This is a genomic window from Micromonospora sp. SD19 (assembly GCF_054462275.1).
In genome coordinates this window covers 100286-126530 of record NZ_JBTLMN010000010.1, presented here as the reverse complement: position 1 = coordinate 126530, position 26245 = coordinate 100286, and the positions used below count along the sequence as shown (strand labels likewise).

The window sequence follows — 26245 nt, the reverse complement described above, 5'->3', positions numbered from 1 at the left end:
GGGCGGGCGCCGCCGGTGTTCTATGGGACCAGCTCGGCCACGGAAAGCGCCTCGTCCAGCCGACCAGCGGCCAGGTCGTCGTGACGGATCACGAAACTCCCGACGCTGCGGTAATAGAGCTCGTTGTCGACGGGAAAGCGGGCGAGCGACACCCACTCACTCGTCAGCCGGTGCGTCTCCAACTCCACCTGGGAATACCACTTCGCGACCGGGATGACGATCTCGCCGGTCTTCTCGCGCCACGCGAGGGTCTGCTCCGCAAAGCTCTGGACGACGTTCTCGTCGGCATACCCGCCGATCCAAGCGCTGACGTACTCGCTGTTCGGCGGCCAGAGGTCGTTGGCCAGCGCACAGAGTTCGTCCAGGTGCGGCAGGTCACGTTCGAGGTCACGGGCCACCTGCTGCTGAACGGGCGACAGGTCGTCCTCATCTTCGTCCTCGTCGTCCTCGTCGACCCCGAACCAACCGGGGAACTCCGCGCGCAGCGTGGCAGAGACGTCGTACTGCTCGCCGACGAACGCTTCGTCGGTGGATGCCGTCGCCACCTCGGTATCGGTACCGGCCGGCACATACACGACTCGCCCGTACCGCCGCTCCCCGGTGGCGGCGGCCTGCTCGTGGTTCAGAAAGAACAGCAGCGAGCCGTCTGCCGGCAGGCCGAAACCGTCGACTCTCGGCAGCGCCGCACAATCGACCGAGAAGATGAACGGCAACGGGCTGACCCCGTCGGACGGCCAGTCCATGCCCACCGGCAGTCGGGGCAACCCACCGAACTGCCCGACCGGAACACCGCCGACTCCCCCGCTCAGCCGGATCGACAGACGCAGGTGCTGGACGAACCGGCCGACCTCGTCGTCCGGGAGGCCCAACGCGAGCGCCGCCCGACGAAACTGCCCCTCATGATCCATAACGCACCATGGTGCCACGCAGTCAACAGCCAGAGGACGGAGCCCGGCAACCGGGTGCCGCCCATCACGACCTGAGCGACGCCGGCGGCGGCAGTCATTCCCGCAGGGACGGGGAACCATCGGCAGCTTCCATCCGCTGACCGTGGAGCGCGCGAAGCGCGTCGAGCGCGACTGCGGTGAGAACGGCGCGGCCGACACCGGCACGGCCGAGCAACTCCATCCCTCGGGTGACGGCGACGAAGTAGACCGCCAACGATTGCACGTTCGCGTCGTCCGGTAGATCCCCGTCCTCCCGCGCATGTTCCAGGCATTGGGCATAGACCTCGGCGAGCTGCTCGATACCGGCCTTCGTGGCCGTCGACAGCGGGTCATCCTCGCCTGTCGATTCGACAAGCGCCCGCGTGGTCAGCGAGACCCGCCGATCACTGCTGCTGAGCTCGATCGCCAGCCGGAGCATGTGGCCTCGAATTTGTTCCAGCGCCGAGGCGTCCTCGTGTCCGAGTGCTTCCGAGACGGCGCGCGTCGCTTCCTCGCGGTCCTCGGAGAGCGCTCGGAGGAACAATTCCCGCTTCCCGCCGAACGCGTTGTACAAGCTCTGCTTCCCCAGACCGGTGGCCCGCACCAGGTCGTCCAGCGTCGCAGCGGCGAGGCCGTGCGCCGCGAACACCTCGCCGGCGCTGCTGACGACATCACTCTCGACGAACTTACGGGGACGAGGCATGTGAGCAAGCATACGTTATTGACCATGTGGTCAAAAACCTGTTAGCTTGGTTGGAGCGCCCGTCAATACTCGACTCCTGGCGGGCGTCGGCACCTCAATTCCGGTAGCGACACCAGGGCTTAGGAAAGAGCGACGTGAGAACCAACGAAGAGGTTGTCCGCGAGGCATACCGGCTGGCGGAAGGAAGCGTCCTGGACGGGGATGGCTTTCGCGCCCTGTTCACCGAGGACGGGGCGTTCAACGACATGCCGAACTCGATGAGCTTCCGCGGGGACGAGATTCCGCAGGCATTGGTGGGCTTCGCCAGCGTCTTTCCCGACGTCCACCGCGAGCTACTCGCCGTGCATGCGCTCGGTGCTGTCGTTGCCGTCGAACTCCGAATTCAGGGAACGCATCTCGGCGGGTTCCCCACCCCGGCCGGTGAAATCCCGCCGACCGGTAACCGGATCGACGTGCCGACGGCGGATCTCTGGCATCTCCGGGACGGGAAAATCGAAAGGTTCGACTGCTACAACGCGGCGAACGTACTGCTCGCACAAATCGGCGTGAAACCCGACTTCGACTCGGCAATCAAGGCCGCCAAGGCAGCGGCCGCAGGGGCGTAGTTCCATCAACTGACCCCACACCCCGGACGGAGTCCGATCATGTATCAGATCCGGACCTACACCCTGCGCACGGCAGAAGCGCTCCAGCAGTACGCCACAGTGCACTGGCCACGGCATGTCGCCAGCATGCCCGCATTCGGTGTCACAGTGCGCGGCTTCTGGACCGATCACCAGGCCGGCGCGCACCGTTTGATCGCCCTGCTCTCATTTCGGGAGGGCACCCACCCCGCCGAATTCACCACCGCTTACGTCGCGAGCCCCGAACTGGCGGCGGACATGCGGGGCTTCGACGTCAGCGACATCGTCGACGTCGAGGAACTGCTGCTCGATCCGGTCGCCGGATCTCCCCTGGCCTGAGCGAGGATTCACTGTCGCATTGGTGGGGCGGTTCCGTTCGCACCGAACCACCTCCGGACGCGGCACCGTCGGATGTGGCGAGCCACGCCGGCGGTGCCGCCGCCATGCACGACGCCGCCAGCGCAGACAGCCCAGGTGACGTTGAAGTACCGGTCTCGCGCGCTGAGCATGAACGGCAACTGGCTGCGCGGGTGGCCCACTATCTACCAGACGTCCAGGCCTTCTTCGCCGCAGCCGCTCGGGACAGTGCCGCGGTGATCTGCTGGCTTGACTGATCGGTGACTCAGCGGCCGGAGCGCCGGTAGCGCTCACGTCAGGTCGTCGACGCGCAGTCCGATCTGGACGACGAAGGGGTGTGTAGTGTGTACTCATGACACTCGCTGATCTCCGGCACCTCGCGAGCCCGCTCACCCCACGCCATGCCACCCCGGTCGACGACCCGGCCGAACGGCACCGTCTTGCCGCAGAGGTCGACACCGACACATCCGAGTACATCGCCGGCTTCATCTCTCAGACCGGCCGGGTGCTCGGTGAAGTGGTGCAGTCGGGTGAGACCGTCCTGTACGAAAGCGACATCGCGCTGGATGAGGATGGGGACTGGACGCCCGGGGACCCGTCTCTCATGTGGAGGGTGGCAGCGGGCACTCCTCAGGAGGACGTATACGACGACGCCGCCCGCGTCTTTTTGGCCCACAGCCTGCGCACCGGGGCCGCCAGTCAGTTCTGTGGATGGCGGGACCGGGTTGTGGCAATCGTGCCCGAGGAAGTCGGCCCCAAGGAGTCAAAGATCATTCGTACGTTGGCTGGCGGCGGCATCGAGGTCGTACACACGTACAACGTTCTTGATGCCTACGGCACCTACGCCCGATGGGTCACCGACCTTGCCCTGGAGTACGGAAGCGGTGACGATGCAATAGCTTCGGACACACCCCAACCGCCCGGCATGGCACGACCGGTCGTCAGCGCATGGCTGATGCGCGAGGCGGGCGAGGCACAGCTCCAGCAAGCCCGCCACTCCCTCAAGTTCGGCTTGGCGGGGTACGCGCGGGTGCCGAGTGAGGAGTTGCCGATCGCCGAACTCGCGCGCTCCCTCTACACCGACCGCGCGAACCTGACGAAGGTCATCAAGGCGGCCGAGAAAGATGCCAGGATCACCGGCATCCTGGACGCGATCGCGTCCGGGGACCGCGACCGGATCATCACGACCCTTCGCAACGGGTAGAACGGCCGGACCTCTGCCGACCTGAGACGGCAGCCCGAGCCGGAGGCCGCCATTGGCGCACGTATGTGGAACGGCCACAGAATGCACTGCGCGGCTGCCTTCGTTCACAGTAACGGCGCCGCCGCGCCAACCAGGTCCTCGGTGAGGCGCGCGTCGCGTCCAGTTGCAGCCCTGGGGCTCGGTGCTCGTCGACCATCAACTGACCCCACCGGATCGACCATGGCTGGTAGCGTGCGCCGAACATGAAGATCACGGGGGAAACATCGATGAACCGAACTCGACTCGTCCTGACTGGCGTGGCCGTTGCGGCGGCGATCGCCACGGCCGGCTGCGATCCGCAGCCCGAATCTACGGACACCTCGACCTCCTCATCCCCGGCGGCCACGAGCGCCGCCCCGACCGCCGGTGCGGCCACCACCGCGGCCAGCCCCGCAGCCGACGGTGCGGCCACAGCGAAGGCCTGCGCCGACATCAAGAAGGACATCAAGGACAACGCGACCAAGATCGCCGAGGCCGAGAAGATCGGCCCGCCGGCCGGGCACTTCGCGGTCAGTGCCCAGTGGGCCGCCGGGTCGGTCGCGATCCTGGCGCACTCGATGGGTGCCAACGAGGCAGTCACCGCCGCCTCCGAGAAGGTCCAGAACGAGATGATGGGCCTGAGCGACGCGTACAACAAGTCCGCCGACGCCAAGCCCAGCAAGAAGGCACTGGAAGCCGCTGTCAAGGAGCTGGACACGGCCTGCTCGGCCGCCTGACCGGTCCGACCACGCAATCGGCGGTGACCACCACCCGGGTGGTCACCGCCGATTCGCAGGTCCGTGGGGTCCTCAGCCGATCTCAGCGCGCACTGGGGCAATAGTTCGGGCCGCCTCCGACGAGGACGACGATCATGAGACCGGGAGGGGACATGGCCAGCAGCGGGGTTGTCGTGTTGTCGGGCCCTCCCTGCTCGGGCAAGTCCACTGCGGGAAGGGCTCTGGCTGAGGTGCTGACCGCCTCAGGTCACTGCCGGATCTACCTGGAGGTCGACGCTCTGTTCGAGCTTCTGTTCCCTGAGTCCGATCGGAATCGTGACGACCGCTTGCGCGCGTACGCCGGTGCGCACCTCCTCGCGCGAATGTTCGTCGATGGTGGAGAGACCGTGGTGCTCGAATGCACCTACGCCCGCCGTGACCAGCGCGCCAGTCTGGTGGAAGCGTTGGCGGGATCCGCCGCGCCACTCTGGGTCGTCGAGTTCTTCGTGACTCCCGACGAGGCCGTGAGCCGTTTCCGGGGGCGCACCCAAGCCACGGATCTTGACGAAGCACTCGTCCGCGAGCGCGCTGAGGCGTTCCCGTACTTCGACGACGCCCTTCGAATGGAATCGTCCTCGGGGTCACCCGAGGACCACGTACAGAGCATCGTCACGTGGCTGCGACAAGACCCTCGGCCGGTGGACCAGGACCTGTGGGCTCGGACTGGAAGGGGCTGGAGCTGAGGCGCCGAACCGCTCCTTGGCGTACACGGCACCTGATCACGCGTCGTCGGTCGGGATGTCCTCAAGGTGCTCGATCTCGACGACGTGGAGGCCCCTGTCGTCGGCCGCCATCTCCGCGTGGATCTGGTCGCCCCGGTCACTCATCGAGGCCTTCGACGACCACCAGGGATCCCGTACACAGCGGCCCCGCCACAGCACTGTCGTCTCGGTGGGGCTGACGAAGTAGCCGGCCAGGCCCCGGCGGGTACCGAGGGCGATCCCCGCGCCGGCGGCGGCCAGCGGCTGGCCGGCTGCCGCCGCCGTCACACCGAGGTCGACGAAGGCCTCACCGTCGGAGCTGCCCGAGACCACAGTGATCGCCGGTCCGCCGCGGGCCACCTCGCTCACCAGCACCCAGCCCCGCTCCCACTTCCCGGCCTGGTGCCGGGCGAGGATCCGCCGGTCGACCTCGGCGAGGTTGGCCAGGCTCTGGACGGTCACCTCGTCGGCCTTCAGCACGAACGCGCCGGCCCGGGAGAACCGGATCCGCAGCCCGGCGTTGCCGTGGGCGATGCCGCTGACCGTGGGGTCGCCGTCGGCCGCCAGCCAGGTGCTCACCAAGCCCGGGTTCGGTGCCGCCGGAAAACCTCTCGATCCACGCGACGGAAATCGACCACAATGCCACAGTGGAACGCGAGCGCATGGTCACGTTGAGCAAACGGATGTCGAAGGCACTGCGGCACGATCCCGGGCGGGCCGGCCTGGTGCTCGACCCGGCCGGTTGGACTCCCGTCGACGCCCTGCTCGCCGCCCTACGGATCGAGCGGGCCGAGCTGGACGCGGTCGTCGCCGGCAACGACAAGCAGCGGTTCGCTGTCGCGCGCGGCCCCGACGGGGTGCTGCGGATCCGAGCCAACCAGGGCCACTCGGTTCCGGTGGACCTCGGGCTGCCCCCGGTCACCCCACCGGACCGGCTCTATCACGGCACCGGCGCCGGTGCGCTGGAGTCGATCCGGGCCACCGGCCTGCACCGGGGCGGCCGGCACCATGTCCATCTCTCCGCCGACACCGAGACCGCCCACCGGGTCGGGGCCCGACGGGCCGGTCGGGTCGTGATCCTCACCATCGACGCTGCGGCGATGGCCGCCGCCGGGCACGTGTTCCACCGCAGCGCCAACGGCGTCTGGCTCACCGAGGCGGTCCCGGCCGACTATCTGCTCGACTGAACCCGGCAGCGAAACAGATCGTCTCGTACGAGCCGACCATGGACGATCAGGCCTATCCCGAATCCCACTGACAGCCGCGACGAGTCAGTCAGGGGCCCTCGTGGACGCCGTCCGGGCAGAGCGTCTCGACCAGACGGTCGGTCAAGGCATCGACCTCGCTGGCCGAAGCGATCACGGGGATGGTGATCCGCCAAAGCTGCGCCTGGCCATCGTCGAGCTCGGGAGTGGTCATCGGCGGTACCTCCAAAGGTCCGCGTGAGGCCGGCGTCGGCCCAGCAAGCCCGGCGCCGGGTGCCGGCCTGCCGCTGCTAGAACCGCGCGGGTCGCCAGGACGGCCCCGCAATCTTCGGCGGTTTGGCGATCGTGGGGATGATGGCGTGCCAGGTGGCGTGCCAGGCGCTGGGAGGGAGCGCCAAGGTGGCACACACTTCGCCCGCCAATTCCCCAGGTCTGCGGCCATGCCACGGGGTGTCGACGAAGATCTGGTAGTCACCGTCGAGCTGCAAGGCGACCCGGAACAGCTCCTGATTGCCGTAGTCGTTGGCGACCCAACTGGGTCTCAGGCCGTAGGTGAGCAGCCGATCGCGGTCCATGTCCGTCAGGACATGTCGTCCGGCCGTACGCTCCGGCGTCTCCCACGAATGATCCGCAGCCACCCGCGCGACCTCAGCGTCGTACTCCGCAGCTGCGAAGGAGACACCCCGCATCATGGGCACCTCGAGCGACCAGTCCCAGTGCACCAGATCGCCGTCACGCACGATGATGACGTCCGTGGATCCACAGCCGTACACGCCGCACTCGCATCGGGCGATGGCAACGGTCCTCGGCTCGGGGGTGGCCGCGAGACGATTGGTGGGAACAAGGACGTCGTACGGGTCCATCCCGAGGCCTGCTCCGGCAGAGGTCATCTCCGTGCCGTTGACGTAGACCTGCACTTGGAAGCCGCCGCCTGCGTCGCCGGGCACCGGCGACACCTCCAGACGGAGAGAGTCGACTCCTGGTCGACGGACGACTCCTCCACCTGAGGCAAGGGTGAAGCCCGGGGGAACAGTGCCCGGACAGGGGATCCCAAGTTCCTCAAACGACTTGCCCACGAGATCACGGATATCCCAGGAAGAATCATTCACCGAAGCACCGGCGAGTTCACGCAGCGTCGGAGAGTCCAGCCCGTCGACCAACGCCTGACAAGCGGAATGGATCAGGTCCGCCAAGCCGTACCCGGTCTCGACGTTCCATTGCGCCACCGCGTCGTACAGGCGCTGCTCCGCGAACCCGCCGCCATTCTCAGTCACGCCGGTCATCATCCACGGCCCTTGAAAGAAACGCGCCATCATTTCACGTCTGCCGTCCTCGGGTCCGCCGCTCCTCACTCGACGGACAACCCGGGCCGTCGGTCCTGACGCCTCCGAGGTCACCGTTCAGGAAGCAGGGCCCCGGCAAAGTCGTCAGGTGATGCCGAGTAGAGCGAGTGGGCGGGTGCCGTCGCGGGCGTGGTGGCGGTTGGCGGCGGCGATGTTGGTGATGCCTGCGGCGCGTAGTGCGCGATGGCGGCGTTGCGGAGGACGGCCATGACCTGGGGTCTGGTGCCGGTGCGGATCTGGGAGCGGTCTTCGTCGTCGGTGACGTCCCGCACCCAGTGGACCCTGTTCTCGATGGACCTGTTGCCACGGATCCACCTGGTGAGTTTCGCCGGGATGGCCTCATGGACGTGGAGGTCGGTGATCGCGTAGACGGTCTCGGTGGTGCCCGGGTTCCATCCGCCACGCCGTCTCGACGGTGCGCCGAACCTCGGTCTCTCCCATGGCCCTCATGACCGCAGGCGGGTCCGACCTTCGCCAGGAGGCGGGCTCCTGCGGGTCACCCTCAGCTGTGAGGGCCGAGGAAGTCGGTGATGAGGGTAGCGAGCTCCTGTGGGCGTTCGGCGACCATCGCGTGGCTGGCGCCGGCGAGGTGCCACACCCGCAGAGACGGGTTGTCCACAGCGGCAAGCCGTTCGGCGGTGACCTTGCGATACGCCTCGTACAGGTCGTGGAACGGCTGTTGTTCGGGCAGGTCCTCGGTGGCGAGAACGAGCAGCAGCGGGCAGCGGACGTCGCCGTAGGCGGGCATCAGGTCGAGGGAGTCCATGGCATCCCGGAGCTGCCGGGTGAGGTCCGGGGCGGGCCGCAGCCGGCTGCGGCCGTCGTCGCCGGGCACAAGGTTGCGTTCGAAGGCCGCCGCCCAGTCGTCGGGTGCGGCGCCGTAGCGCTGGGCCATGGCTCGCTGCCCCGCAAGCATGGCGGCCACCTGTTCGGCGGTTAGTGGTTCGGCCAGCATCGCGGCCATCCCGTCGAAGACGGTCCGCAGCTTGGCAAGCTCGGTCTCGACCTGCTCCGGGTCCATCCCGGCGAGCTGGTCCGGACGGTTCAACGGCGGATTGCCGTCGAAGCTGACGGCACCGGGGCAATCCGGGTGACGCTGCGCCCAGAGGGTGGCGAGCATGCCGCCGAGGGAGACGCCGACCACCGCGGGTGAGGTGAGGCCGAGATGGTCGGTGACGGCGGCCAGGTCGGCCAGTACGTCGTCCCAGCGCCACGGGCCGTCTCCGGACCGGCCGTGACCGCGCAGGTCGACGGCGACCACCCGGTGGGTGGGGTGCAGGTGCTCGGCGAGGGTGGTCATCTGGGCGAGGTTGCCGCCGGCGCCGTGAAGGAGCAGCAGCGGTTGTCCGGGTCCGCCGACGTCGCGGATCGCGATGGGCACCGTCCCGGAGTCGATGATGGCCTCAGACACGTCGGGTTCCTTCCTTGAGCAGTCGGTCGCGTACCGAGGCGGAGCGCACGCCGCCTTCGGGGTGGCGGGCGAGCTTGTCGCGGGAGACCAGGTCGTGGACGCCCTGGCGGGTGATGCCGAGCATGGCGCCGGCCACTGTGTACGACACGGATTCGGCGGTCGGGTGGCCAACCCGTCGCGCGACGGCCTGGCCGAAAGGGCTGCGCCACCAGTCGATGGGTGGGTCGAACGGTCCGTCCCCCGGGTAGAGGGTGGAGATCGCGCGCATCACCACGCTGACGGCCGCCCGGTCGTCGCCGCTGACGATCGTGGTGGCCCAGGATCGGGCCCGCTCCCGGATGACGGCACGCAGCGGGTCGATGGCGTCGTGGCCGTCGACCAGGATTTCGAGGGGGTCGAGCAGCCGGATGTCGATCAACCGGATGAGATGCTCGGTCAGTTCCTCGTGGGTTGGCGACATGCTGCCTCCTCCGCTACTTGACACCCATTGTCAAGCGCTTGACGTCGAGTGTCAAGCATGATGGCGCGAACACGGTGGGCGGTTGACGGAACCGTTCAGCGCGGGCATGCCTCACTTCGGACAGATCAACAGGCGTAGGAACCTCGATGACCTTCTGAACCGGTCACGCCCGACCTGCTACCACCAAGAAGGACCCGTCTACGCCAACCACCTCAAGCCGAGCACCTCACGACTTTGCCGGAGCCCTGGTCCAGGAAGCCCTGCTCAAATTTTCGCCAAGGGAATCGGTGGCGGACGACGGACTCGCGGGGGCTTCAGCCCGCGCACCCGTGACGCTCTGCGTCGATGAGGCGGTAGGACGCTTCGACCGAATCGGGGGCCGTGGCGACGCGCTCGCCTGTGCGGGCGGATCGCGGCATGTGCGGACATTACCGGTGGTGCGGTCAGTGGTTTTCGGTGTAGTAGGAATGCACGGCGGGTTGTCCGGTGTAGTTGGCACCAGCGCGATCGTCGGCACCGAGGTAGCGGTACGGGAGGCGGGCGTCGCGGCGGCCGGTGCAGCTGATCCGGCGGCGACGGGAGTCGTAGGAGAACCCGGCGGCGCGGAGTTGGGCGGTGAGGCGCCGCCCCGCGGGTCGCCCGTCAGGAAGCCGAATGCTGGACAGGTCCAGGTCGGCCACGAGGCGGCCGGTGGGAGTCAGCCAGCCGGCCGCGCGGGTCAGGACGGCGAGTTTGTCTCCGACGTAGTGCAGTCCGTGCATACAGGTGATCAAATTGAACGTCCGCGTTGGTGCCCAGTTGACCACCGAGGCACAGATCAACTCCAGGTTCAGCGGTGGTGTGGGGACGGGATCGAAGGCGTCAACCAGGTCCACCCCGACGAGGACTGTCCGCTCGGTCAACCCTGCCAGCCGCAGCTCCCCGGCAGCCTGGATAAGCGCTCGACCGGTGCCGCAGCACAGATCCAACCAGCCAGCGGCTGCCAACGGCTCGGCTCCGCCGACGCGAACTGGGCCGGCGGCGAGAACGTCAAGAGGGTTGAACCCCAACTCCCGGGTGTAGCTGTTGACCCCGGAGAGCTGCCGCTCCCGGTTCATGACGCAGTTCGCCACCACCGCGGACTGCTCCAAGGCCTCGTTGCCAAGCAACTCGAAACTGGCGCGTTGGTCGACCACACCAACATCATCCCAGGATCAGTTCCTCAGGCCGAACCTCGACCAGCGGCATGAACGTGCCTGGTGTCCTGAGTGTGGGTGTCGGCGTGGGTGCCGTTCGTTGAGGCAGATCGCGCAGCCGTTACCGCCCAGGCACGTCGCCGCCATGGAACGCTAGGCCCGCCCGGTCCCGTCGACGCGGCCGAAAGGTGGTGAACGCGCTCGGCGACACCCCCATCGCGCTGTGCGACGTCGATCCCGCCGATAACGCTCAGTGCGACTCTGAAGCTCGCACAAGCCTCGCTGTGGTGGTGACCTCCGAAGAGGTCACCACCACAGGGCGCGCTGGTCAGGGCGTATACAGCGGGATCGGTGCCCCGTCTGCCGGAACGCTGGTGGGTGGAAGTTGCCGGCCTACAGGTCGGCCTTCGTCACGCGGGAGGATTCGTACGTCGTGGAGGCCGTGGGGAGGCCAGGCACGGTGGAGACGTCCTTGACGAGCATGCCGGTCGTGGCGTCGATGGTCAGCACCTCGCTGCCCATGCCGCCAAACACCTCGGGGCCGGCGGTGATCGTCAGCGTGGCCTTGCCGTGGGTGGTCGAGTTCTTGACGCTGACCGCGGAGATGGTGGACAACAGACGCAGCACACCGGCCCGGACCTGCGTGTTGCCGTCGCCAGCGGACAACGCTTGGGTGCTGTACGTCCACAGGGCGTTGTCGAAGTGCCGCTGAACGGCCTGAGGGCTGTACGGCTTCGGCTCGGCGTTGCCGCCCTTCTGCTTGATGATCACCTGGGCGTCCGCCTGCTGCTTGTCCCACACCGCCTTCTGCGCTGCGGGGTCGAGGCCCACCAGCGGATCGTTGGCTGCCTTGAGCATCTGGGTCCGGCCGTCGGCCGGGCTGCTGTCCGCCGCGGCGATGGCCGCCTTGAGGAGTGGAGCGTAGCCCCCGTCGGTCATCTGATCCTGGTGACGGGCGATCGCACGCTTGATGTCCTTCACGCTGTTGCCCGTGTAGATCGCGTGACCATCGGTGTACAGCGTGTAGACGACCTGCATGGTCTTGGTGCCGTCGACCTGCGTCGCCTTCACCAGCCACGCGTCGCCCGCCGCCGGGGTGACCGTCTTGATGGACCCGGCCAGGGTCATCAGCGGCGTACGCTCGGCCGACCCGTCGGCTGCGGTCGAGGCCGAGGTGGCGGCTGACGAATCCTTGCCGGCCTCCACGCCCCCGGTCGCCGGCGAGTTGAGCACCACAGCGACAACTGCCGCCGCGGCGGCGACCCCCACCCCGGCGCCGATGCCCCATCGGCCCGCGATGCCGATCCGGCGGCGGGGCTGAAGTGCCGGGCTGGATTCGTGGTCCCGCGTGGTTGTCGTCGTTTCCATGGTTGAAGTCGCCTCCATAGTCGTGTCCTCCGCTGAATTCGCGCGCAGAAGCCGCACGGTTCCGGGGTCGGCCATAGCCGCCCGCAGCACCGCCCGCGCCCGCTGATACGCCTCCGGGCGTAGTGGTTCCGCGCTGCCCAACGCACCGACCAGATCGAGCTCGTCGGTCATCGGTGTCTCTCCTTCGCGCTGTTGCGGTCCTTCAGAAGCGCGGACACCCCCGGGGCGTCGCGCAATGCCGTCCTGGCCTGGCTCAGCAACCGCCGCGCGGTGCCGGCCGGTATGCCGAGTGCCCGCGCGGCGTCGGCCGCGGTCAGGTCCTCCCAGGCGACGAGCCTCAGGACCTCCCGCTCTTCGGGTTTGAGCCGTGTCAGGGCCGACCGGAGCACCGCCCGGGCGTCCACGCCAAGGTCCACCGCCGACCACGGATCCCATCCAGTAGCCACGTCCGGCACGTCCGCGACCAGGTCCTCGGCCGGCCGGGACCGCCAGTAGCGCCGCAAGCGATTCAATGCCACCCCGTACAGCCACGGCCGCGCATCGTTGTACGACCGGTCGTACGATCGCCGCGACTCGAACGCCGCAACCCACACCTCGCCCAGGAGGTCCTCAGCCGCATCCCGCCCAACCCGGCGAACGAGGTACGAACCGACGGCGGCCTCATGACGCTCGACCACCTTCACGAAGGCGTCGACATCGCCATCCAGCGACCGGCCTATCAAATCCGCATCCGAAGCCATAGCCCTCCTCGGCAAAGTCCGCGCTTCACCCTGACATTGCCGATCAGGCGGGAAAGTGTTCAGGCCCCGAGGTCCGACGGCAAGCGGTCGCCCAGTAGCGACCTCTCGGCGGCATGAGCGGCCGCGGTGCGGTCAGCGTGGGGCCCAGGCCAGGGCCGGGATTCGAAGTGAGGAGGTAGCGGCAGCGATGCTCAGGGTGAGTAGGTATGCGGACACTCACGGTCGGCGGGAGATCGCTAGCCTCGTAGTCCATCGAGCGGGGAGGGGCCAGCATGGCGGCGCTGGTCGAACACACCGAGCTGTACGTCGACGTCGACTATCGACTGTTCGCGATGATCGACGACAGCAACGACCGGCGCAACGCTCCACCCTCACCGCACGAGCTCGATCAATGGGTCAGCTCGGCGCCAGGCTACGTGGTGGTCGAGAACATCGACGACGCCGTGGTGCTGGGTAGCGACACCCGGCTGGAGACCTGGGACGGGCCGGCCGACTTCGATCCGGCCGGCTGGGACCGCAGCCACGTACTCGAGGTGGTCTTCGAGTCGGGCATCCTCGGGTTCTCCAGCGGCACGGCCGGCGGCATCGCCGACGCCTACCGCCTTCCGCCGGGCCGCCGATGGAGCGTACGGCTGGCCTGGCGCACCGAGGCGCCACCCGCTCCGGACGAGCTGCCGACCGCGTCGGTCCTCATCCAGTTCAGCCCGGCCTGAGCCGCCGGGCCGGCACTTCGCGGTCGGGGGTCTGTCCCCGTGAGCTCGGCGCCGGGTCGGCGGCGAGCCCCTATTGCTACTCATCGATTCATGGTAGAAATCTTTCGCACGGCCAGTTCCCAGGCAAGGATTTCTTCAGATGGAGGCGACGTGAGAGTCACTGCCGGGTGGCTGGCGAGTCTTACCGTTGCCGCGGTGATCGTGGCGCCCGCCGAGCCGATTGCTGTGGCCGCGACACCCACACAAGCATCAACTGCAGTGACGCCGCTGGCCACCGGCCCGCAACCCGGCACCTTCACCGGCCGGGGATTCGACACCTGTGCCGCTCCGTCCCAGACCACGATGAACGCGTGGCGGACCAGTTCGCCCTACGGCGCGGTCGGCATCTACATCAGCGGGGCCAGTCGCTCCTGTTCCCAGCCCAACCTCACCGCAAGCTGGGTGGCCAGCCAGACCAGCAACGGATGGCGGCTGATCCCCATCGAACTGGGTTACCAGGCACCATGCGGCACCCGCACGCCGAAGATGTCCGCCGATCCCACCACCGCTCGGTCACAAGGCGTCTCCGCGGCCAACAGCGCCGCGAATGCCGCCCAGGCACTGGGCATCGGCGCTGCGAGCACCCTCTACAACGACATCGAGCAATACCCGTCGAACGCGTCGTGCCGGGCCGCCGTGCTGTCGTTCCTGTCCGGTTGGACCGAGCAGTTGCACGTACGGGGCCACCTCGCCGGCATGTACTCCAGCGGTTCGTCCGGCATCAAGGACGTCTGCGAGGCATACGACAACCCGAGCTACACGCGACTCGACCAGATCTGGATCGCCTGGTGGAACGGGGTGGCTGACACCGACGCCGGAAGCTACTGCGCCGATGCCCACTACGCGGACCAGCAGCGCATACACCAGTACGCCGGGGAGGTCACCGAGACGTGGGGCGGCGTCACGATGAAGATCGACCGCAACTACCTCGACGTGAGGGTTACGCAGACCCCGCCGCCGCAGTGGACCACGACCATCGACAACAGCACCTCGGGCGGCTTCACCGCGAGCACCGAATGGGGCACGTCGGCCTACTCCGGCCAACGGTTCGGCACCGACTACCGGTTTACCAGTCCGGTGTCGTCCAGCGACGTCGCCTGGTTCCGGTCGACCATCCCGGCGACCGGAAGCTATGAGATCTCAGTCTGGTACCCCGCCGACGCGGGCTACAACAACCAGACGCCATACCTTGTGGAGACAACCACAGGCAGCAGGTCCGTCTTCGTCAATCAGCGGATCAACGGCGGTAGGTGGGTCTCGATCGGCGTGTTCACGCTGGCGGCCGGCACGGGCAACAAGGTCGGCGTGAGTCGCTGGACCAGCGGCACCGGACTCGTGGTCGCCGACGCGGTACGGATCACCCGGGTCTGAGCTAGCTCACTCGCCCCTCGGCGAGCAGCGCGGTCACGGCCCGAACTCCCGGCGCCGCAGCCGTCTCCGGGAGAAACCCCAATGCAGCACCGCCATGTCGACGTGGCTCAGCGCGGCCTCCCGGGCCTCGGCGTCACCGAACTCCAGCGCGGCCAGGTGGCCCGGGGTGTCAACAGCCGGGCCGTACGCATGCCCGAGCCGACTCCAGTCAACCGTCATCGCCACATCCGCCGCAGTTCGCCGGAAGGCCGGAATCGCTGCACCTTCCACACCACTCGATCAACCAACTCTGGGTGGCTGGTCGCGGCGAAACCAACTGCGGACCTCGGGGCGGGTGGCCAGGAAGAGCAGCGCGACCACCACGAGCGCCTTCGCGACGTTGACCGCTCGCACCCACCAGGGGAACGGCTGAAACAGGGTCAGGCCAGTGCCGAGCAGCACGATCATCGAAATGAAGATCACCTGCCGGTACGCCTTGCGCCGGCCCGACCGGAGCCCGCCCATCACCACCAGGTAAGCGAGTGCGACCAGCGCCACGGGCAACACGTGCGACCACACCGAGGAGCGCAGTTCCTCCCGAGCGGTAACCAGGTCAGTGCCGGCTGGCACATCGAGGTGGGCGAGCTGGTAGTCCAGCAGATGTTCCTGGAACACCAGCATCAGACCGGCGAGCAGGGCGCTCAGGGCCAGGTTGGCCAGCATGAGCACGATCATGCGACGCACCTGGGGCGGGGTAGCCGTGGCGGCGTCGGGAACGGTGGCGTCGGTATCCGGTGTCGTCATCGGCAGGGATCAGATCACACGACGGGCTCCTACGCTGCCCCCGTCTCCCGTCGCACCGCTGACGGTCTCGCAACGCGTCGGGACTGGGCTGACGACGGGCACGATCTTATTCAGCGCCGCCAGCGGCCGGTGTGCTGACGTGGCCCCCACGGTGGGAGCTGTGCTGCTCACCCTGCTATCGCAACAAATTCATTGAGGCGGGGGAACCCGCGGGTTCATTCTGTCTCGCGATGGGCTGTGAAAACGACGGCTGCTCGCACGAGTGGCACTACGCGCCGTACCGCACCGGGCTGGGCGCGCTGCAGCGCGGCCAGGGTTCCGCAGTGGCCTGGCTGCAGGGCCGTCCGGATCACGGGCACATGGTTTACACCTGTACCACTCGCGACACCCGGTGGGACTGGCAGGTCGACGACCGCTACACGTACCTGGCTCGGCTGCTACACGACCTGCGCCTCGACCCAGCCCCACTGGTCGCGCAGCTTCGCGCCTGCGGCCCGTACCGCCCCTGGCCCCACACGGACCCGACCGATGACGACAATCAGTTCAACCTTGCTGTTGGCATCTTGGAGGCGCTCGCCCGCAAAGGAAACACGCAGGCGCACGAAACGCTGCGCGGATACGTCCGTGACGGCGTCCGCTGGATCGATGCAATGACAACGCTGGCCTCCAGTTGGCCGACGGAGTGGTGGGACGACCTGTGGGAGACCGCAGCCACGCGTATCAGGCCCGAAGATGTGGCCGAGATACTGCCGACCTCTGAGCCATGGCTGCGCTGGCGGGGTCGGGATCCGAAGATCGACAGCGTGTTGAACGCCGCGCAGCGCAGCCGAAAGGACGCTCAAGGTCGCCGGGTCGACCTCTCGACCACCAGTGAGGCCGAACTGATCGCGCTCCTCCAGGCCCCGGACACCGGCCGGGCCGTGAAGGTGACCGCACTGCACCAGATCCGTCGCAGAGCACGGCCCGTACCGGAATTGCTCGACGCGGTCGAGCAGTTGGCCGCCGAACGGCAAGCCGGACTGTTCGGTGCGCTCCGTGTCCTCGGCCCGCAGGTCCTCCCGGCTGCGCGAGGCTGGGCTGCCGACCCCGAACACCCGCTGTTCGACGCGGCCGCACACCTCCTCGCCGAGCACGGCGAGGAGCAGGACATCCCGTCGATCCTCGCCGCACTCGACCGGCTCACCGACGAATGGTGCGGCCACGACCGACTCACCGAAGGCCTGGCCCGGATCCTCACCAGTTCCCCATCAGCCTCCCAGGCCGACCTGCGGACAACAGTGATCCGCCGGCTGCGCCGACTGACCATCGCATCGCCACACAGTTACGAGCGACGCAGCTACCTGCATAGCCTGCTGCTTCTCGATCCGGACAAGACAACTACGGTGCTGCCGTCTTATCTCCTCGACTGTGAGCCGGACGTCCGGCTGTTAGCCGCTCAGCACACCCCACTCACCGACCAGACGCGGCGCTGGCTGCTCACGCTACGCGACGACCCTATCGAGGAAGCAAACGTGCGTCAGGCCGCAGCCGCGCGCATCAACGGAAGCTGAAGCCGCCCACACACTTAATTCGCTTCACAACCCGACGATCCTTACGAAGAGCGCCGGAGCGATCATCGGCCCACTGGCATGTGCGGACGTCGCACTACCCCACCAGTCGACACAGAGCATCCCGCTGCTCCCACCCTGCTCCCCCTGAACCAGGCTCGCACTGAAGCCGTCGACCGTCACCCCGGTGCAACGTCAGACCGACGAACTGCTGCGGCACGGCATCGAATTTCCATTCCGGAGGGAGTACGTGGCCCTAGGGATGGCTAGGTAGTTCTACTCATCCATCGGTTGGCAGCGATGGGAAGGATGGCTCGCATGCGAAGGACACTGATTGTGATGACGGCCGTGATCCTGGGGCTGGTGGCGGCGAACGGGCCGGCGGGGGCACAGCAGCGGGGGATCCCTGACCGGGTCATGTTGCAGCCGGACGATCTCGGCGGGGCCGCGCCGGGGCCGGTGGAGGACGGGCTGGTGTGGCCGCTGCTACCCCAGCCGTGCGCGGACACGCCGGTGCCGCAGCCGGTCGTGTCCCGCACTGAGGCGGCCGATCTCGGTACCCGATTTCGGATCTACGAGAACGTCGCCCGGTACCGCGGCGACGGGGCACACGCATACATCACCGAACTGAAGGCGCAGCTCGCCCGGTGCGGGGTGGGCGGCGACGACGAGGGCTTCGACCCGATCGCCGAGGACCACCTTGGGCCGGACACGGTGCTGTTCCTCGGCACCTACGACGAGGGCGACCGCTACGTCGGCTATGTCGCCGCGGCAGTCGGCCACTACGTGGTGGTGGTCATGATGTCGGACTCGTACCTGGGGACGGCCGACCTGACCACGTTGAACGGGCTGGCCAGTGCCGCGATGAGCCGAGCGGCGGCGTGACGCGTGGAGGCCGGCCATCTTGAGAGGGCCGGCCTCTCGCCACGGGCAGCGTGATCGGATGTGCCAGCTCATCCACTACCGTCCGGGCTGTGGCAGCCACAGCAGCGGGAGCGTTTCGTCGGACGCCGATTGAGCGGTCAGACCAGCGAGTCGCATGGGACCGAACGGACCAGGCCTTCTTCGCTGCCGGTGCCTGTCACATCCTCGCCTGGGTCTGCCGGGAATCCTATTCGGACAGAACTATTGAGATAGTGGCCGTGCGCCTCCCGGGTCAGCCGCAGGTCTTCCACACCTATGCGGCCTGGGACGGTTGGGCGTTCGACCATTCAGGCTGGAATCCCGAGCCGCAGCTGCTGGCAGTCAACGCAGACTTCGAAGGCCAACCCCTGGAGCGCCTCAAGATCACAGAAGGTCTCGCTGAATTCTGCCAGAAGCACCACCACCGCACGCCGGACCAGTACTGGCATGACCCGCGCCCCCGCGCCCGCGACTACATCGGCCGATACATCCCACCCTGGGCATAGCCCTTACCCAGGTGCTCGCCTCAACAACGCAGGTCTCCCGATCGGAGCCCAGCTACGCTTGGGCGTAGATTCACGGCCGTTCAGGGCATCCCGCTGCTCCCACCCTGCTCCCCCTGGACCCACCTCCGGGCGCGGCGCTCGTCCTCTACACCGACGGACTGGTCCGACGCCGCAACGAACTGATCGACACCGACATCGAGCGCGTCGCCGACGGCGTACGGTCCGGGCCGGCCGACGCGTTGTGCGACCACGTCATGGCCACCACCGCCGAGGAGCACCGGACGACGACATCGCCCTGCTCGTCATTCGCCGCCAACCATCACCCGACGAGACCACTCAGGCAGCCGACAGGCCGCCTCCAACACCCTGGAGGCGGCCTGTGAACTACGAGACCTGACAGTGGGCGAGGCTGATGTGCGGCCCTCGTCGATCCCACTGACGGACGGTTGGGTTACGGTTCGTCAGGAGACGGGTTCGAGATTCCACTGACTGGTCCACCAGTTGGCGGGCGCGGCGCCGTACTGGATGCTGCCGGTCATGTTTTCGGTATGGGCGTAGGTGCCCTTCCAAAGGTTCTTCAGGCGCAGGCGGCCGTCGACAGGCTCCTGGGCCCACTGCGCCGACCAGTAGGTGCCGGGTACCGCACCGGTCTGCACGTTGCCGGTCTGGTTCTCCACGTGCAGGTAGTTGCCGGTGGCACGGTTCTTGAGCCGGACGTAACCGTCGACGTTCTCGACTGCCCACTGGGCGGACTGGTCGGTGCCGGAAGCGGCGACGTACCTGGCGGTGCCGCTGCCGTCGTCCTTGACGTACTGGCCGGTCTGCCGGTTCTTCAACCGCTGATAGGACACCGGGTAGCCGCCGTCCTTCTTGTAGACGCGCAGGTAGTCGACACTCCAGGTCTTGGGCCAGACGTCGTTGTGCCGACCGGAGCCGGCATCGGTGTAGATGCCCATGATCAGCCCCATCGGCATGTTGGGAGCGTCGTTGATCGTCCGGTAGAGCTGGCCGTCGTAGTAGAACTTGATGTCGGTGGGCGTCCACTCCATGCCGTACGTGTGGAACTCGGTGGTGGGTGACCCGCTGGGGACGGGGGCGATCGACGCGTACGAGCTGGACAGGAAGTTCGGGTCGCCCCAGCCGTGGGCGGCGATCCGCCAGTTGTTCGGCTCGTTGAAGAACGTCTCGACCATGTCGACCTCGGGGTTGCGCGAGGCGCTGGAGGTGTCCCCGGTGCCGACCAGCCAGAGGGCCTGGTGGCCGCCGCCGCCGACGTTCGACTTCTTGGCGCGCAGCTCGACGTAGCCGTACTGGAACGTGTAGCCGTTGAAGTCGGGCTCGTGGTGGTTCAACGGCATCGAGCTGTTGAACTTGTGCCAGTAGTCCTTGTTGTAGGTCTGGATCGAGGAGATCTTGACCGTGCCGTCGTACTGCGGGTTCCACGCCGGGGTGTCGGCGTCGAGCCGCTGGGTGAGCACGCCGTCGGCGATCGTGTAGCGCGCCTTGGCACCCAGCTCGCGGTTGGCGGGGGAAGTCCAGTGCGGCAGGTAGTAGGGCAGCCAGCGGTTCGTGTCGAGGGTGCTGACGTCGAACTCTTCGGAGAAGTCGAGCGTGTAGCCCGGCTTGGCGAGCGGGCTGGGCGGGGTGTCGTCGGCCTGCGCCGGCGGGGCGGTGACGATGCCGGCGAGGGTGACGCCGAGGATCATCGAGCTGGCTGCGGCTAGAACTCTTCGAAAGCGATGCGCCATGAGGGCACTCCCGGGGGGGGTAACGAAAGAAAAATTCTTTCGGAATATGCCGTTGAGCGCTACCGCTGTCAAGAGCCGTCAGTGAAGAGCTCCGCGCGGACCGCGTCCCGGGCGGTTTCGACCGCGCCGATGGCCACCGCGTCGTCTCCCAGCGCGGAGATCGCCAGGCCTGGCAACTCGTACAGGATCTCGGCGAGGTGGCGCCGCACCGGCTCCATCACCGTCTCGCCGGCACGCGCGACGCCCCCGCCCACCACGACCAACTGCGGGTCCATGGCGAGAACCATGGCGCCCACTCCCTCGGCGAGTGCTCGCGCGTAGTCGTCGACGGCCTCGACCGCGCGCTTGTCCCCCCGCCTGGCCTGCGCGAAGACCCACTCGCGGGAGTTCATGCCGGGAGCGACCCCCGCGTCGGAGAGCAGCTTGCGGGGTGCCGCCTCCCAGCCCAGGCCGGGGTGCCGGCCGATCTCTCCGGCAGCCCCCCGGCCGCCGCCGAACGGCCTGCCGTCCACCAGGACGCCGACGCCGAGGCGGTGCCCCGCATGCACGTACAGGACGTGGTCGACCCCCTGGGCGGCACCGACGCGGTGCTCGGCGAGGACCGCGAGGTTGGCGTCCTTGACGGCGCTCACCGGGCACTCCAGACGGGCGGTGAGTTCCTTGGCCAGCGCCGTGCCGGTCCAGTCCGGAATGGCCACGCTCAGCCGCACGACACCGTCGGCGATGATGCCTGGGGAACCGGCGCAGGCCGCCCACAACCGCGGCGTGCCGGCCGGCATCGTCCGTCGCAGCAGACTGACAGCGGCGTCGATGCGCCCGGCCGGGTCCAGAGCCGGGTCGATGGCGGTCCGAGCGGCCGCCACCTGCGCGCCGGCGAGGTCGGCGATCCGCACCGACACCGCGTGCGCCCCGATGTCGAGGCCGGCCACGATGCCCGCGTCCGCGGCGAAGCGGTACCGCTGCGCGGGTCGCCCCCCGGTCGGGGCGTTGTCGAATCCGTTCAGGACGAGGAGTCGAGACTCCACCAGTGAGGTCAGGATGCCCTGCACGGTGGGGCGGGACAGCCCGGTCTCGCGGGCGACACCGCTGATGGTCAGCGACGGCCCTTCGTAGAGTAGCCGCAGCACACGACGCGTGTTCAGGTGCCGTAAGGCGCTCTGGTCCCCGCCTGGAAGAGCATCTCCCACGGTCATTCGCTGCCCCTTGACGTGCGTTCGTCGACGGCTCACTATAGCGAACGCAAGTTTCCTTCGAAACTACTCCTGCCCAGGGAGACCCCCATGAAATCGATGACATCAGCGAAGAGTGCGCTCAGCGCGGCCGCCGTGCTCCTCGCGCTCGGAGCGTGCGCGCCGGGCAGTTCGTCGGACGGTGAGCCGGCCGCCGACGCCAACGCGGCGGTCCAGACCGGTGTGCCGGCCGGACCTGTGGAACTCAACCTGATCGCCACCCCCGAGTCGGGCGCCGCCATGAAGGACATCATCCCGGCGTTCCAGGCGAAGCACCCCAACGTCAAGATCAATTACGTCGACACCACGTACGACGACTACAACAAGTCGCTCAACCTCGCGTTGTCCAGTGACACCTCGCCCGACATCGTGCTGCTCAACGCGGTGGGCACCACGGTCAAGGACCAACTGATCCTCAACCTCCAGCCCTACGCCAAGGCATACGGCTGGGAGTCGGCGTACCCGGCCGGACAGCTCAACCAGTGGCGGGTCGCCAAGGACGGCACCACCCTCGGGTCGGGCGACCTGTACGCGGCACCCGCGTCCTTCTCCCAGGTCGGGCTCTACTACAACAAGGCCAAGTTGAAGAAGCTGGGTATCGAGGCGGCTCCGGCCACCCTGGAGGACCTGGAGGCCGCGCTCGCCAAGGCCAAGGCCGGCGGTGAGACCCCACTGCAACTCGGTAACAAGGAGGGCCACGCCTCCTTCCCGATCCAGCTCATCGGTCAGTCCACGGACGGCCCGGCCGCGTACGCCAAGTGGGTCTTCGGAGAGGGCGGCGCCACCTTCGACACCGCCGGGAACGCCAAGGGCGCCCAGAGCATCACCGACTGGGGTACCAAGGGCTACTACTCCAAGGACGCCAACGGCATCGACCTGCAGGGTGCGGTGGACAAGTTCACCAAGGGCGACGGCGTCTTCTTCGTGGACGGTTCCTGGGACTCGAAGAAGATCGGCGACGCGCTGAAGGGCGACGCCGGCTTCGTGCCGTTCCCCGGCCCCAAGGCCACCGCGATCGGCACCTCGGTCGCGTACGGGATCTCGCGGAAGTCGAAGAACGCGCAGGCCGCCGCCGCCTTCCTGGACTTCCTGCGCGGCCCGGAGGCTGCCAAGGCCTCGTTCGCGCAGGGTTTCCTGCCCTCGGACACCTCGACGGTGACCGCCGAGCCCGGCACCATCTCCGCCGACCTGGTCGCCGCCTGGAACAAGGTCAACGCCGATGACGGGCTCATCGGGTTCAACAACAACGCCACCGCGACAATGAACGACACGCTGGTCGCCGAGACCCAGAAGCTGATCGCCGGCAAGGTCGACGCCGCCACCTTCATCCGCGCCGTCCAGTCCGACTGGGCCAAGACGCATGGCTGACAGCCTCGCGAATCGCGTGACCGTCCGGGACCGTACCGTCGTCGCATCCGCGACGCCGGTGCGGCCCCGGCGGTCGCGGGCACGCCTCGTACCGCTGCTCTACACCGCACCGGCGCTGCTCTTCTACGCGGCCTTCGTGATCGCACCCTGGCTGCACAGCCTGTGGATCTCGTTCTGGGACTGGAACGGGATCGGCGTCGCCACCTGGGCCGGGCTCGACAACTACCGGGAGATCCTCGCCGATCCGGCGCTGCGGCTCTCCCTGGTCCACGCCTTCGGGCTGATCCTCTTCTACTCGGTCATCCCGATCTGTTTCGGCCTGGTGCTGGCGGCGCTCGTCGCGAACGTGCCCTGGAAGGGAATGCCCTTCGTCCGTACGGTGATATTCCTGCCGCAGATCCTTCCGCTGGTCGCGGTCGGCAGCGTCTGGAAGCTGTTCTTCGACGACGACGGACCGTTCAACGCGCTGCTGCGCGCGGTCGGCCTGTCCGACTTCACCAGGGCCTGGTTGGGTGACTTCACCTGGGCCTACCCGGCGGTCGGGGTCGTCGGGACGTGGGTCTCGACCGGGCTCTGCTTCCTGCTGCTGTACTCCGGAATCGGCAAGATCGATCCGGCTCTGTACGAAGCCGCCCGGCTCGACGGCGCCCGCGCGATCCACGAGTTCTGGCACGTCACGGTGCCGGGTCTGCGCCGGGAGTTGTCGGTGGCGGCGACCGTCACCGTGATCGCCGCCCTGGCCAGCTTCGACGTCGTCTACGTGATGACCGGCGGCGGCCCCGGCGAGTCGACAATGGTGCCCGGTGTCGCCATCTACCGGCTGACCTTCACCGCGGGTCAGGTCGGCACCGCCTGTGCGCTCGCCGTCGTCCTGTCCCTGTTGACCTGCGCGGTCATGTTCGCCCTGAACCGCCTCACCCGGGAGAAGACATGATCCGGTCGATGACCCGGTTGTCGCTGCTGGCTGCCACAGCCTCGGTGCTCGTTCCCTTCTACGCGATCCTCGCCGCGTCGCTGCAACCACAGGACAATCTCAGCCCGGGCCTGGCCTGGCCGTCGGACCCGCAGTGGCACAACTACGTCGACGCCTGGTCGACAGGCGGCTTCGCGGACCTCATGCGGTCCAGTCTGATCATCGCGCTCGGCGTCGTACCCCTCGCACTGGTGCTCGCGACGCTCGCCGGATACGGGCTGGCGATGATGCGGCTCCCCGTCCGAGGGCCGATCTTCGCGTTGCTCATGCTGGGTCTGGCCCTGCCGTACGAGTCGATCGTCATCCCGCTCTACTACGACCTCAAGTCGATCGGACTCCTCAACACCTACTGGGCGGTCATCCTGCCGCTCATCGGGGCGTTCATGCCGTTCGGGGTGTTCTGGATGCGGAGCCACTTCGAGTCGCTGCCGCGGGAACTCACCGAGGCCGCCGAGATGGACGGCGCGTCCAGCAGGCAGATCCTGCGCGAGGTCCTGCTGCCCACCGCCCGGCCGGCGCTCACCACCCTCGGCCTTCTCTACTTCATGTGGGCGTGGAACCAGTTCCTGCTCGCGTTGATCCTCATCCAGGACCCGGCGATGCGTACGGCACCGTCCGGGCTCGGCAAGTTCATCCAGGCCTACGGCCGCAACATCCCGCTGCTCAGCGCCGGAACGATCATCGTCATCGTGCCAGTGGTCATCCTCTACCTCTTCTTCCAGCGCCACTTCGTCAAAGGCATCCTTTCCGGCGCCATCAAATAGGAGACACCTGATGTCCATCACACTGGCGATCGTCGGTGCCGGAGCGCGCGGCGCGGCCTACGCACGCCTCGCCGCCGCCACCACCAGAGCCACGATCGCAGCTGTCGCCGATCCCGACCCCGCCCGTCGCATCGCCCTGGCCGACGAGTTCGACGTACCCGCCGAGCGCCGGTTCGCCTCGTGGGAAGACCTCGCCGCACAGCCCCGGCTCGCCGACGCGGTGATCGTCGCGACCCCCGATCGCGCGCACGTCGAGCCGGTGGTGGCCTTCGCCGAGCGCGGCTACGCGATCCTGCTGGAAAAGCCGATGGCGCCGCTGCCCGAGCAGGCGGAACGCATCGTCGCCGCAGCCGTCGACAACGACGTCCTCCTCGCCGTCTGTCACGTACTCCGGTACACGCCCTATTCCCGCACGCTCAAGCGGCTGATCGACGCCGGGCGGGTCGGCACGATCGTCAGCATCGACCACCTGGAGCCCGTCGGCTGGTGGCACCACGCCCACAGCTACGTGCGCGGCAACTGGGCGGTGGAGGCCGAATCCTCCTCGATGCTGCTCGCCAAGTCCTGCCACGACATCGACTGGCTCGGCCACCTCATCGGCCGACCGGTCCGCCGGGTCTCCTCCTTTGGCGGCCTCGCCCACTTCCGGCCGGAGAACCGTCCGACCGGAGCGGCGGGACGCTGCGTCGACTGCCCGGTCGAACGATCCTGTGCCTACTCCGCGATCCGGATCTACGAACGTTTCCTCGGCGACCCCGTCCACGAGGCATGGCCGCTGGGCGTGCTCACCGACGACGTCAGCGCGGACGGCGTGCGAAAAGCCCTGGAGGACGGCCCGTACGGCGTCTGCGTCTACACAGGTCGCAACGACGTCGTCGACCACCAGGTGGTCAACCTCGAATATGAGGGCGGCGTCACCGTCGCCTTCACGATGACGGCCTTCACGGCGCTCGACTTCCGCAAGACCCGGATCTTCGGCACGCTCGGCAGCATCGAGGGCGACGGCCGCACCCTGCGTGTCCACGACTTCCTCACCGACACCGTCGAGACCATCGACCTGGATCCCGACGGCGACGCCTCCGCCGCCGACGGACACGGCGGCGCCGACGGCGCCCTCATCGAGGCGTTCATCGCGGCGGTCGCCACCGGCGACCGCTCACTGGTCACCTCCGGGCCCGAGGAGAGCATCTCCTCACACCGTGTCGTGTGGGCGGCTGAGCAGTCGCGCGCCACCGGCAGCGTCGTCGAGCTCATTCCCGCAACCCCGGTCTAGGGGTACGCCGCAAACCGC

General features: G+C 67.9%; 31 protein-coding genes. 17 read left to right on the top strand and 14 right to left on the bottom strand.

Annotated features, from left to right (window positions below; genetic code table 11):
• Nucleotides 1–20: 20 nt before the first annotated feature.
• Nucleotides 21–908 (bottom strand): DUF1963 domain-containing protein, encoded by an 888-nt coding sequence (locus tag ACX27O_RS27025; protein ID WP_036410739.1) that lies wholly within the window; start codon nucleotides 906–908, stop codon nucleotides 21–23.
• A gap of 94 nt (nucleotides 909–1002) precedes the next feature.
• On the bottom strand, nucleotides 1003–1629 hold the full coding sequence (locus ACX27O_RS27020) for a TetR/AcrR family transcriptional regulator (RefSeq protein ID WP_036410805.1): 627 nt from the start codon (nucleotides 1627–1629) through the stop codon (nucleotides 1003–1005).
• A 134-nt stretch (nucleotides 1630–1763) separates the two neighbouring features.
• Here ACX27O_RS27020 and ACX27O_RS27015 point away from each other — a divergent pair, with 134 nt between their 5' ends.
• The 5 genes from ACX27O_RS27015 to ACX27O_RS26995 all read left to right on the top strand — a co-directional run bounded on the left by ACX27O_RS27015 (nucleotide 1764) and on the right by ACX27O_RS26995 (nucleotide 5290).
• Nucleotides 1764–2234, top strand: a complete 471-nt coding sequence (locus ACX27O_RS27015) for an ester cyclase (RefSeq protein ID WP_210865244.1) — start codon at nucleotides 1764–1766, stop codon at nucleotides 2232–2234.
• A 39-nt stretch (nucleotides 2235–2273) separates the two neighbouring features.
• Nucleotides 2274–2591: an NIPSNAP family protein gene (locus ACX27O_RS27010; RefSeq protein WP_210865245.1), complete on the top strand. Its 318-nt coding sequence runs from the start codon at nucleotides 2274–2276 to the stop codon at nucleotides 2589–2591.
• Between the two features lie 370 nt (nucleotides 2592–2961).
• Complete coding sequence (locus tag ACX27O_RS27005) at nucleotides 2962–3813, top strand: hypothetical protein (protein ID WP_210865246.1); 852 nt, start codon at nucleotides 2962–2964, stop codon at nucleotides 3811–3813.
• 266 nt (nucleotides 3814–4079) lie between these two features.
• Complete coding sequence (locus tag ACX27O_RS27000; protein ID WP_210858583.1) at nucleotides 4080–4568, top strand: hypothetical protein; 489 nt, start codon at nucleotides 4080–4082, stop codon at nucleotides 4566–4568.
• Between the two features lie 152 nt (nucleotides 4569–4720).
• On the top strand, nucleotides 4721–5290 hold the full coding sequence (locus tag ACX27O_RS26995) for an AAA family ATPase (protein WP_210865247.1): 570 nt from the start codon (nucleotides 4721–4723) through the stop codon (nucleotides 5288–5290).
• Between the two features lie 36 nt (nucleotides 5291–5326).
• Here the strand turns inward: ACX27O_RS26995 and ACX27O_RS26990 are convergent, their stop codons facing one another.
• Complete coding sequence (locus ACX27O_RS26990; protein ID WP_030328464.1) at nucleotides 5327–5887, bottom strand: hypothetical protein; 561 nt, start codon at nucleotides 5885–5887, stop codon at nucleotides 5327–5329.
• A gap of 83 nt (nucleotides 5888–5970) precedes the next feature.
• Between ACX27O_RS26990 and ACX27O_RS26985 the strand changes: the two genes are divergently transcribed.
• A complete protein-coding gene (locus tag ACX27O_RS26985; protein ID WP_210858597.1) occupies nucleotides 5971–6495 on the top strand; it encodes an RNA 2'-phosphotransferase in 525 nt (174 codons plus the stop codon).
• Nucleotides 6496–6583: 88 nt separating this feature from the next.
• Here ACX27O_RS26985 and ACX27O_RS26980 read toward each other — a convergent pair whose 3' ends face one another.
• Nucleotides 6584–6727, bottom strand: coding sequence for a hypothetical protein (locus ACX27O_RS26980; protein ID WP_156057279.1), 144 nt, complete (start codon nucleotides 6725–6727; stop codon nucleotides 6584–6586).
• Nucleotides 6728–6803: 76 nt separating this feature from the next.
• Complete coding sequence (locus tag ACX27O_RS26975; RefSeq protein ID WP_210865248.1) at nucleotides 6804–7826, bottom strand: hypothetical protein; 1023 nt, start codon at nucleotides 7824–7826, stop codon at nucleotides 6804–6806.
• Nucleotides 7827–8063: 237 nt separating this feature from the next.
• On the opposite strand from ACX27O_RS26975, the gene ACX27O_RS26970 reads away from it, so the two are divergent.
• Nucleotides 8064–8225, top strand: a complete 162-nt coding sequence (locus ACX27O_RS26970; protein ID WP_210865249.1) for a hypothetical protein — start codon at nucleotides 8064–8066, stop codon at nucleotides 8223–8225.
• Nucleotides 8226–8358: 133 nt separating this feature from the next.
• Here ACX27O_RS26970 and ACX27O_RS26965 read toward each other — a convergent pair whose 3' ends face one another.
• The 5 genes from ACX27O_RS26965 to ACX27O_RS26945 form a co-directional block, all read right to left on the bottom strand.
• Nucleotides 8359–9267 carry an alpha/beta fold hydrolase gene (locus ACX27O_RS26965; RefSeq protein WP_210865250.1) on the bottom strand — a complete coding sequence of 303 codons (909 nt, stop codon included), beginning with the start codon at nucleotides 9265–9267 and terminating at the stop codon, nucleotides 8359–8361.
• Complete coding sequence (locus ACX27O_RS26960; RefSeq protein WP_247680436.1) at nucleotides 9260–9727, bottom strand: hypothetical protein; 468 nt, start codon at nucleotides 9725–9727, stop codon at nucleotides 9260–9262. The genes ACX27O_RS26965 and ACX27O_RS26960 overlap by 8 nt, the downstream gene beginning before the upstream one ends.
• A gap of 443 nt (nucleotides 9728–10170) precedes the next feature.
• Nucleotides 10171–10902, bottom strand: a complete 732-nt coding sequence (locus ACX27O_RS26955) for a class I SAM-dependent methyltransferase (protein ID WP_030328476.1) — start codon at nucleotides 10900–10902, stop codon at nucleotides 10171–10173.
• Between the two features lie 393 nt (nucleotides 10903–11295).
• Entirely contained in the window at nucleotides 11296–12441 is a 1146-nt protein-coding gene (locus tag ACX27O_RS26950) for a hypothetical protein (protein ID WP_358127782.1), read from the bottom strand.
• The gene (locus ACX27O_RS26945; RefSeq protein WP_358134979.1) at nucleotides 12438–13010 is read right to left on the bottom strand and encodes an RNA polymerase sigma factor; all 573 of its coding nucleotides are present in this window, start codon (nucleotides 13008–13010) and stop codon (nucleotides 12438–12440) included. Before ACX27O_RS26945 ends, ACX27O_RS26950 begins: the two co-directional genes overlap by 4 nt.
• Nucleotides 13011–13282: 272 nt before the next feature.
• Between ACX27O_RS26945 and ACX27O_RS26940 the strand changes: the two genes are divergently transcribed.
• Together ACX27O_RS26940 and ACX27O_RS26935 are read left to right on the top strand one after the other, a co-directional pair.
• The gene (locus ACX27O_RS26940) at nucleotides 13283–13723 is read left to right on the top strand and encodes a hypothetical protein (protein ID WP_030328481.1); all 441 of its coding nucleotides are present in this window, start codon (nucleotides 13283–13285) and stop codon (nucleotides 13721–13723) included.
• 39 nt (nucleotides 13724–13762) lie between these two features.
• The gene (locus tag ACX27O_RS26935; protein ID WP_458940285.1) at nucleotides 13763–15133 is read left to right on the top strand and encodes a glycoside hydrolase domain-containing protein; all 1371 of its coding nucleotides are present in this window, start codon (nucleotides 13763–13765) and stop codon (nucleotides 15131–15133) included.
• Between the two features lie 33 nt (nucleotides 15134–15166).
• Here ACX27O_RS26935 and ACX27O_RS26930 read toward each other — a convergent pair whose 3' ends face one another.
• Both ACX27O_RS26930 and ACX27O_RS26925 read right to left on the bottom strand, forming a co-directional pair.
• On the bottom strand, nucleotides 15167–15352 hold the full coding sequence (locus ACX27O_RS26930; RefSeq protein ID WP_458940284.1) for a hypothetical protein: 186 nt from the start codon (nucleotides 15350–15352) through the stop codon (nucleotides 15167–15169).
• 60 nt (nucleotides 15353–15412) lie between these two features.
• Nucleotides 15413–15916 (bottom strand): hypothetical protein, encoded by a 504-nt coding sequence (locus ACX27O_RS26925; RefSeq protein ID WP_210865253.1) that lies wholly within the window; start codon nucleotides 15914–15916, stop codon nucleotides 15413–15415.
• 230 nt (nucleotides 15917–16146) lie between these two features.
• On the opposite strand from ACX27O_RS26925, the gene ACX27O_RS26920 reads away from it, so the two are divergent.
• The 4 genes from ACX27O_RS26920 to ACX27O_RS26905 all read left to right on the top strand — a co-directional run bounded on the left by ACX27O_RS26920 (nucleotide 16147) and on the right by ACX27O_RS26905 (nucleotide 19255).
• Nucleotides 16147–17466: a hypothetical protein gene (locus tag ACX27O_RS26920; protein WP_400447799.1), complete on the top strand. Its 1320-nt coding sequence runs from the start codon at nucleotides 16147–16149 to the stop codon at nucleotides 17464–17466.
• A 336-nt stretch (nucleotides 17467–17802) separates the two neighbouring features.
• Nucleotides 17803–18348 carry a hypothetical protein gene (locus tag ACX27O_RS26915; RefSeq protein ID WP_210865255.1) on the top strand — a complete coding sequence of 182 codons (546 nt, stop codon included), beginning with the start codon at nucleotides 17803–17805 and terminating at the stop codon, nucleotides 18346–18348.
• A gap of 251 nt (nucleotides 18349–18599) precedes the next feature.
• Nucleotides 18600–18872, top strand: a complete 273-nt coding sequence (locus ACX27O_RS26910; RefSeq protein WP_247680438.1) for a hypothetical protein — start codon at nucleotides 18600–18602, stop codon at nucleotides 18870–18872.
• Between the two features lie 68 nt (nucleotides 18873–18940).
• Nucleotides 18941–19255 carry a SpoIIE family protein phosphatase gene (locus tag ACX27O_RS26905; protein ID WP_400447852.1) on the top strand — a complete coding sequence of 105 codons (315 nt, stop codon included), beginning with the start codon at nucleotides 18941–18943 and terminating at the stop codon, nucleotides 19253–19255.
• A gap of 78 nt (nucleotides 19256–19333) precedes the next feature.
• Here ACX27O_RS26905 and ACX27O_RS26900 read toward each other — a convergent pair whose 3' ends face one another.
• Together ACX27O_RS26900 and ACX27O_RS26895 are read right to left on the bottom strand one after the other, a co-directional pair.
• Nucleotides 19334–20620 (bottom strand): family 16 glycosylhydrolase, encoded by a 1287-nt coding sequence (locus ACX27O_RS26900; RefSeq protein ID WP_458940283.1) that lies wholly within the window; start codon nucleotides 20618–20620, stop codon nucleotides 19334–19336.
• Between the two features lie 68 nt (nucleotides 20621–20688).
• A complete protein-coding gene (locus ACX27O_RS26895) occupies nucleotides 20689–21747 on the bottom strand; it encodes an ROK family transcriptional regulator (protein WP_458940282.1) in 1059 nt (352 codons plus the stop codon).
• A gap of 153 nt (nucleotides 21748–21900) precedes the next feature.
• On the opposite strand from ACX27O_RS26895, the gene ACX27O_RS26890 reads away from it, so the two are divergent.
• From ACX27O_RS26890 to ACX27O_RS26875, 4 genes are read left to right on the top strand one after another with little or no spacing between them, the layout of a single operon-like run.
• A complete protein-coding gene (locus ACX27O_RS26890; protein WP_458940281.1) occupies nucleotides 21901–23217 on the top strand; it encodes an ABC transporter substrate-binding protein in 1317 nt (438 codons plus the stop codon).
• Between the two features lie 16 nt (nucleotides 23218–23233).
• On the top strand, nucleotides 23234–24151 hold the full coding sequence (locus ACX27O_RS26885; RefSeq protein WP_458940280.1) for a carbohydrate ABC transporter permease: 918 nt from the start codon (nucleotides 23234–23236) through the stop codon (nucleotides 24149–24151).
• Nucleotides 24148–24954: a carbohydrate ABC transporter permease gene (locus ACX27O_RS26880; protein WP_458940279.1), complete on the top strand. Its 807-nt coding sequence runs from the start codon at nucleotides 24148–24150 to the stop codon at nucleotides 24952–24954. Before ACX27O_RS26885 ends, ACX27O_RS26880 begins: the two co-directional genes overlap by 4 nt.
• Nucleotides 24955–24964: 10 nt before the next feature.
• Nucleotides 24965–26227 (top strand): Gfo/Idh/MocA family protein, encoded by a 1263-nt coding sequence (locus ACX27O_RS26875; protein WP_458940278.1) that lies wholly within the window; start codon nucleotides 24965–24967, stop codon nucleotides 26225–26227.
• The last annotated feature ends 18 nt before the right edge of the window (nucleotides 26228–26245 follow it).

Coding starts and splice junctions, on each gene's coding strand:
- ACX27O_RS27025 (WP_036410739.1), bottom strand. CDS start 908: ATGGATCATGAGGGGCAGTTTCGTCGGGCGGCGCTCGCGTTGGGCCTC.
- ACX27O_RS27020 (WP_036410805.1), bottom strand. CDS start 1,629: ATGCCTCGTCCCCGTAAGTTCGTCGAGAGTGATGTCGTCAGCAGCGCC.
- ACX27O_RS27010 (WP_210865245.1), top strand. CDS start 2,274: ATGTATCAGATCCGGACCTACACCCTGCGCACGGCAGAAGCGCTCCAG.
- ACX27O_RS27005 (WP_210865246.1), top strand. CDS start 2,962: ATGACACTCGCTGATCTCCGGCACCTCGCGAGCCCGCTCACCCCACGC.
- ACX27O_RS27000 (WP_210858583.1), top strand. CDS start 4,080: ATGAACCGAACTCGACTCGTCCTGACTGGCGTGGCCGTTGCGGCGGCG.
- ACX27O_RS26995 (WP_210865247.1), top strand. CDS start 4,721: ATGGCCAGCAGCGGGGTTGTCGTGTTGTCGGGCCCTCCCTGCTCGGGC.
- ACX27O_RS26985 (WP_210858597.1), top strand. CDS start 5,971: ATGGTCACGTTGAGCAAACGGATGTCGAAGGCACTGCGGCACGATCCC.
- ACX27O_RS26980 (WP_156057279.1), bottom strand. CDS start 6,727: ATGACCACTCCCGAGCTCGACGATGGCCAGGCGCAGCTTTGGCGGATC.
- ACX27O_RS26975 (WP_210865248.1), bottom strand. CDS start 7,826: ATGGCGCGTTTCTTTCAAGGGCCGTGGATGATGACCGGCGTGACTGAG.
- ACX27O_RS26970 (WP_210865249.1), top strand. CDS start 8,064: ATGACCTGGGGTCTGGTGCCGGTGCGGATCTGGGAGCGGTCTTCGTCG.
- ACX27O_RS26960 (WP_247680436.1), bottom strand. CDS start 9,727: ATGTCGCCAACCCACGAGGAACTGACCGAGCATCTCATCCGGTTGATC.
- ACX27O_RS26950 (WP_358127782.1), bottom strand. CDS start 12,441: ATGACCGACGAGCTCGATCTGGTCGGTGCGTTGGGCAGCGCGGAACCA.
- ACX27O_RS26945 (WP_358134979.1), bottom strand. CDS start 13,010: ATGGCTTCGGATGCGGATTTGATAGGCCGGTCGCTGGATGGCGATGTC.
- ACX27O_RS26940 (WP_030328481.1), top strand. CDS start 13,283: ATGGCGGCGCTGGTCGAACACACCGAGCTGTACGTCGACGTCGACTAT.
- ACX27O_RS26930 (WP_458940284.1), bottom strand. CDS start 15,352: ATGACGGTTGACTGGAGTCGGCTCGGGCATGCGTACGGCCCGGCTGTT.
- ACX27O_RS26925 (WP_210865253.1), bottom strand. CDS start 15,916: ATGACGACACCGGATACCGACGCCACCGTTCCCGACGCCGCCACGGCT.
- ACX27O_RS26920 (WP_400447799.1), top strand. CDS start 16,147: ATGGGCTGTGAAAACGACGGCTGCTCGCACGAGTGGCACTACGCGCCG.
- ACX27O_RS26915 (WP_210865255.1), top strand. CDS start 17,803: ATGACGGCCGTGATCCTGGGGCTGGTGGCGGCGAACGGGCCGGCGGGG.
- ACX27O_RS26900 (WP_458940283.1), bottom strand. CDS start 20,620: ATGGCGCATCGCTTTCGAAGAGTTCTAGCCGCAGCCAGCTCGATGATC.
- ACX27O_RS26890 (WP_458940281.1), top strand. CDS start 21,901: ATGAAATCGATGACATCAGCGAAGAGTGCGCTCAGCGCGGCCGCCGTG.
- ACX27O_RS26880 (WP_458940279.1), top strand. CDS start 24,148: ATGATCCGGTCGATGACCCGGTTGTCGCTGCTGGCTGCCACAGCCTCG.
- ACX27O_RS26875 (WP_458940278.1), top strand. CDS start 24,965: ATGTCCATCACACTGGCGATCGTCGGTGCCGGAGCGCGCGGCGCGGCC.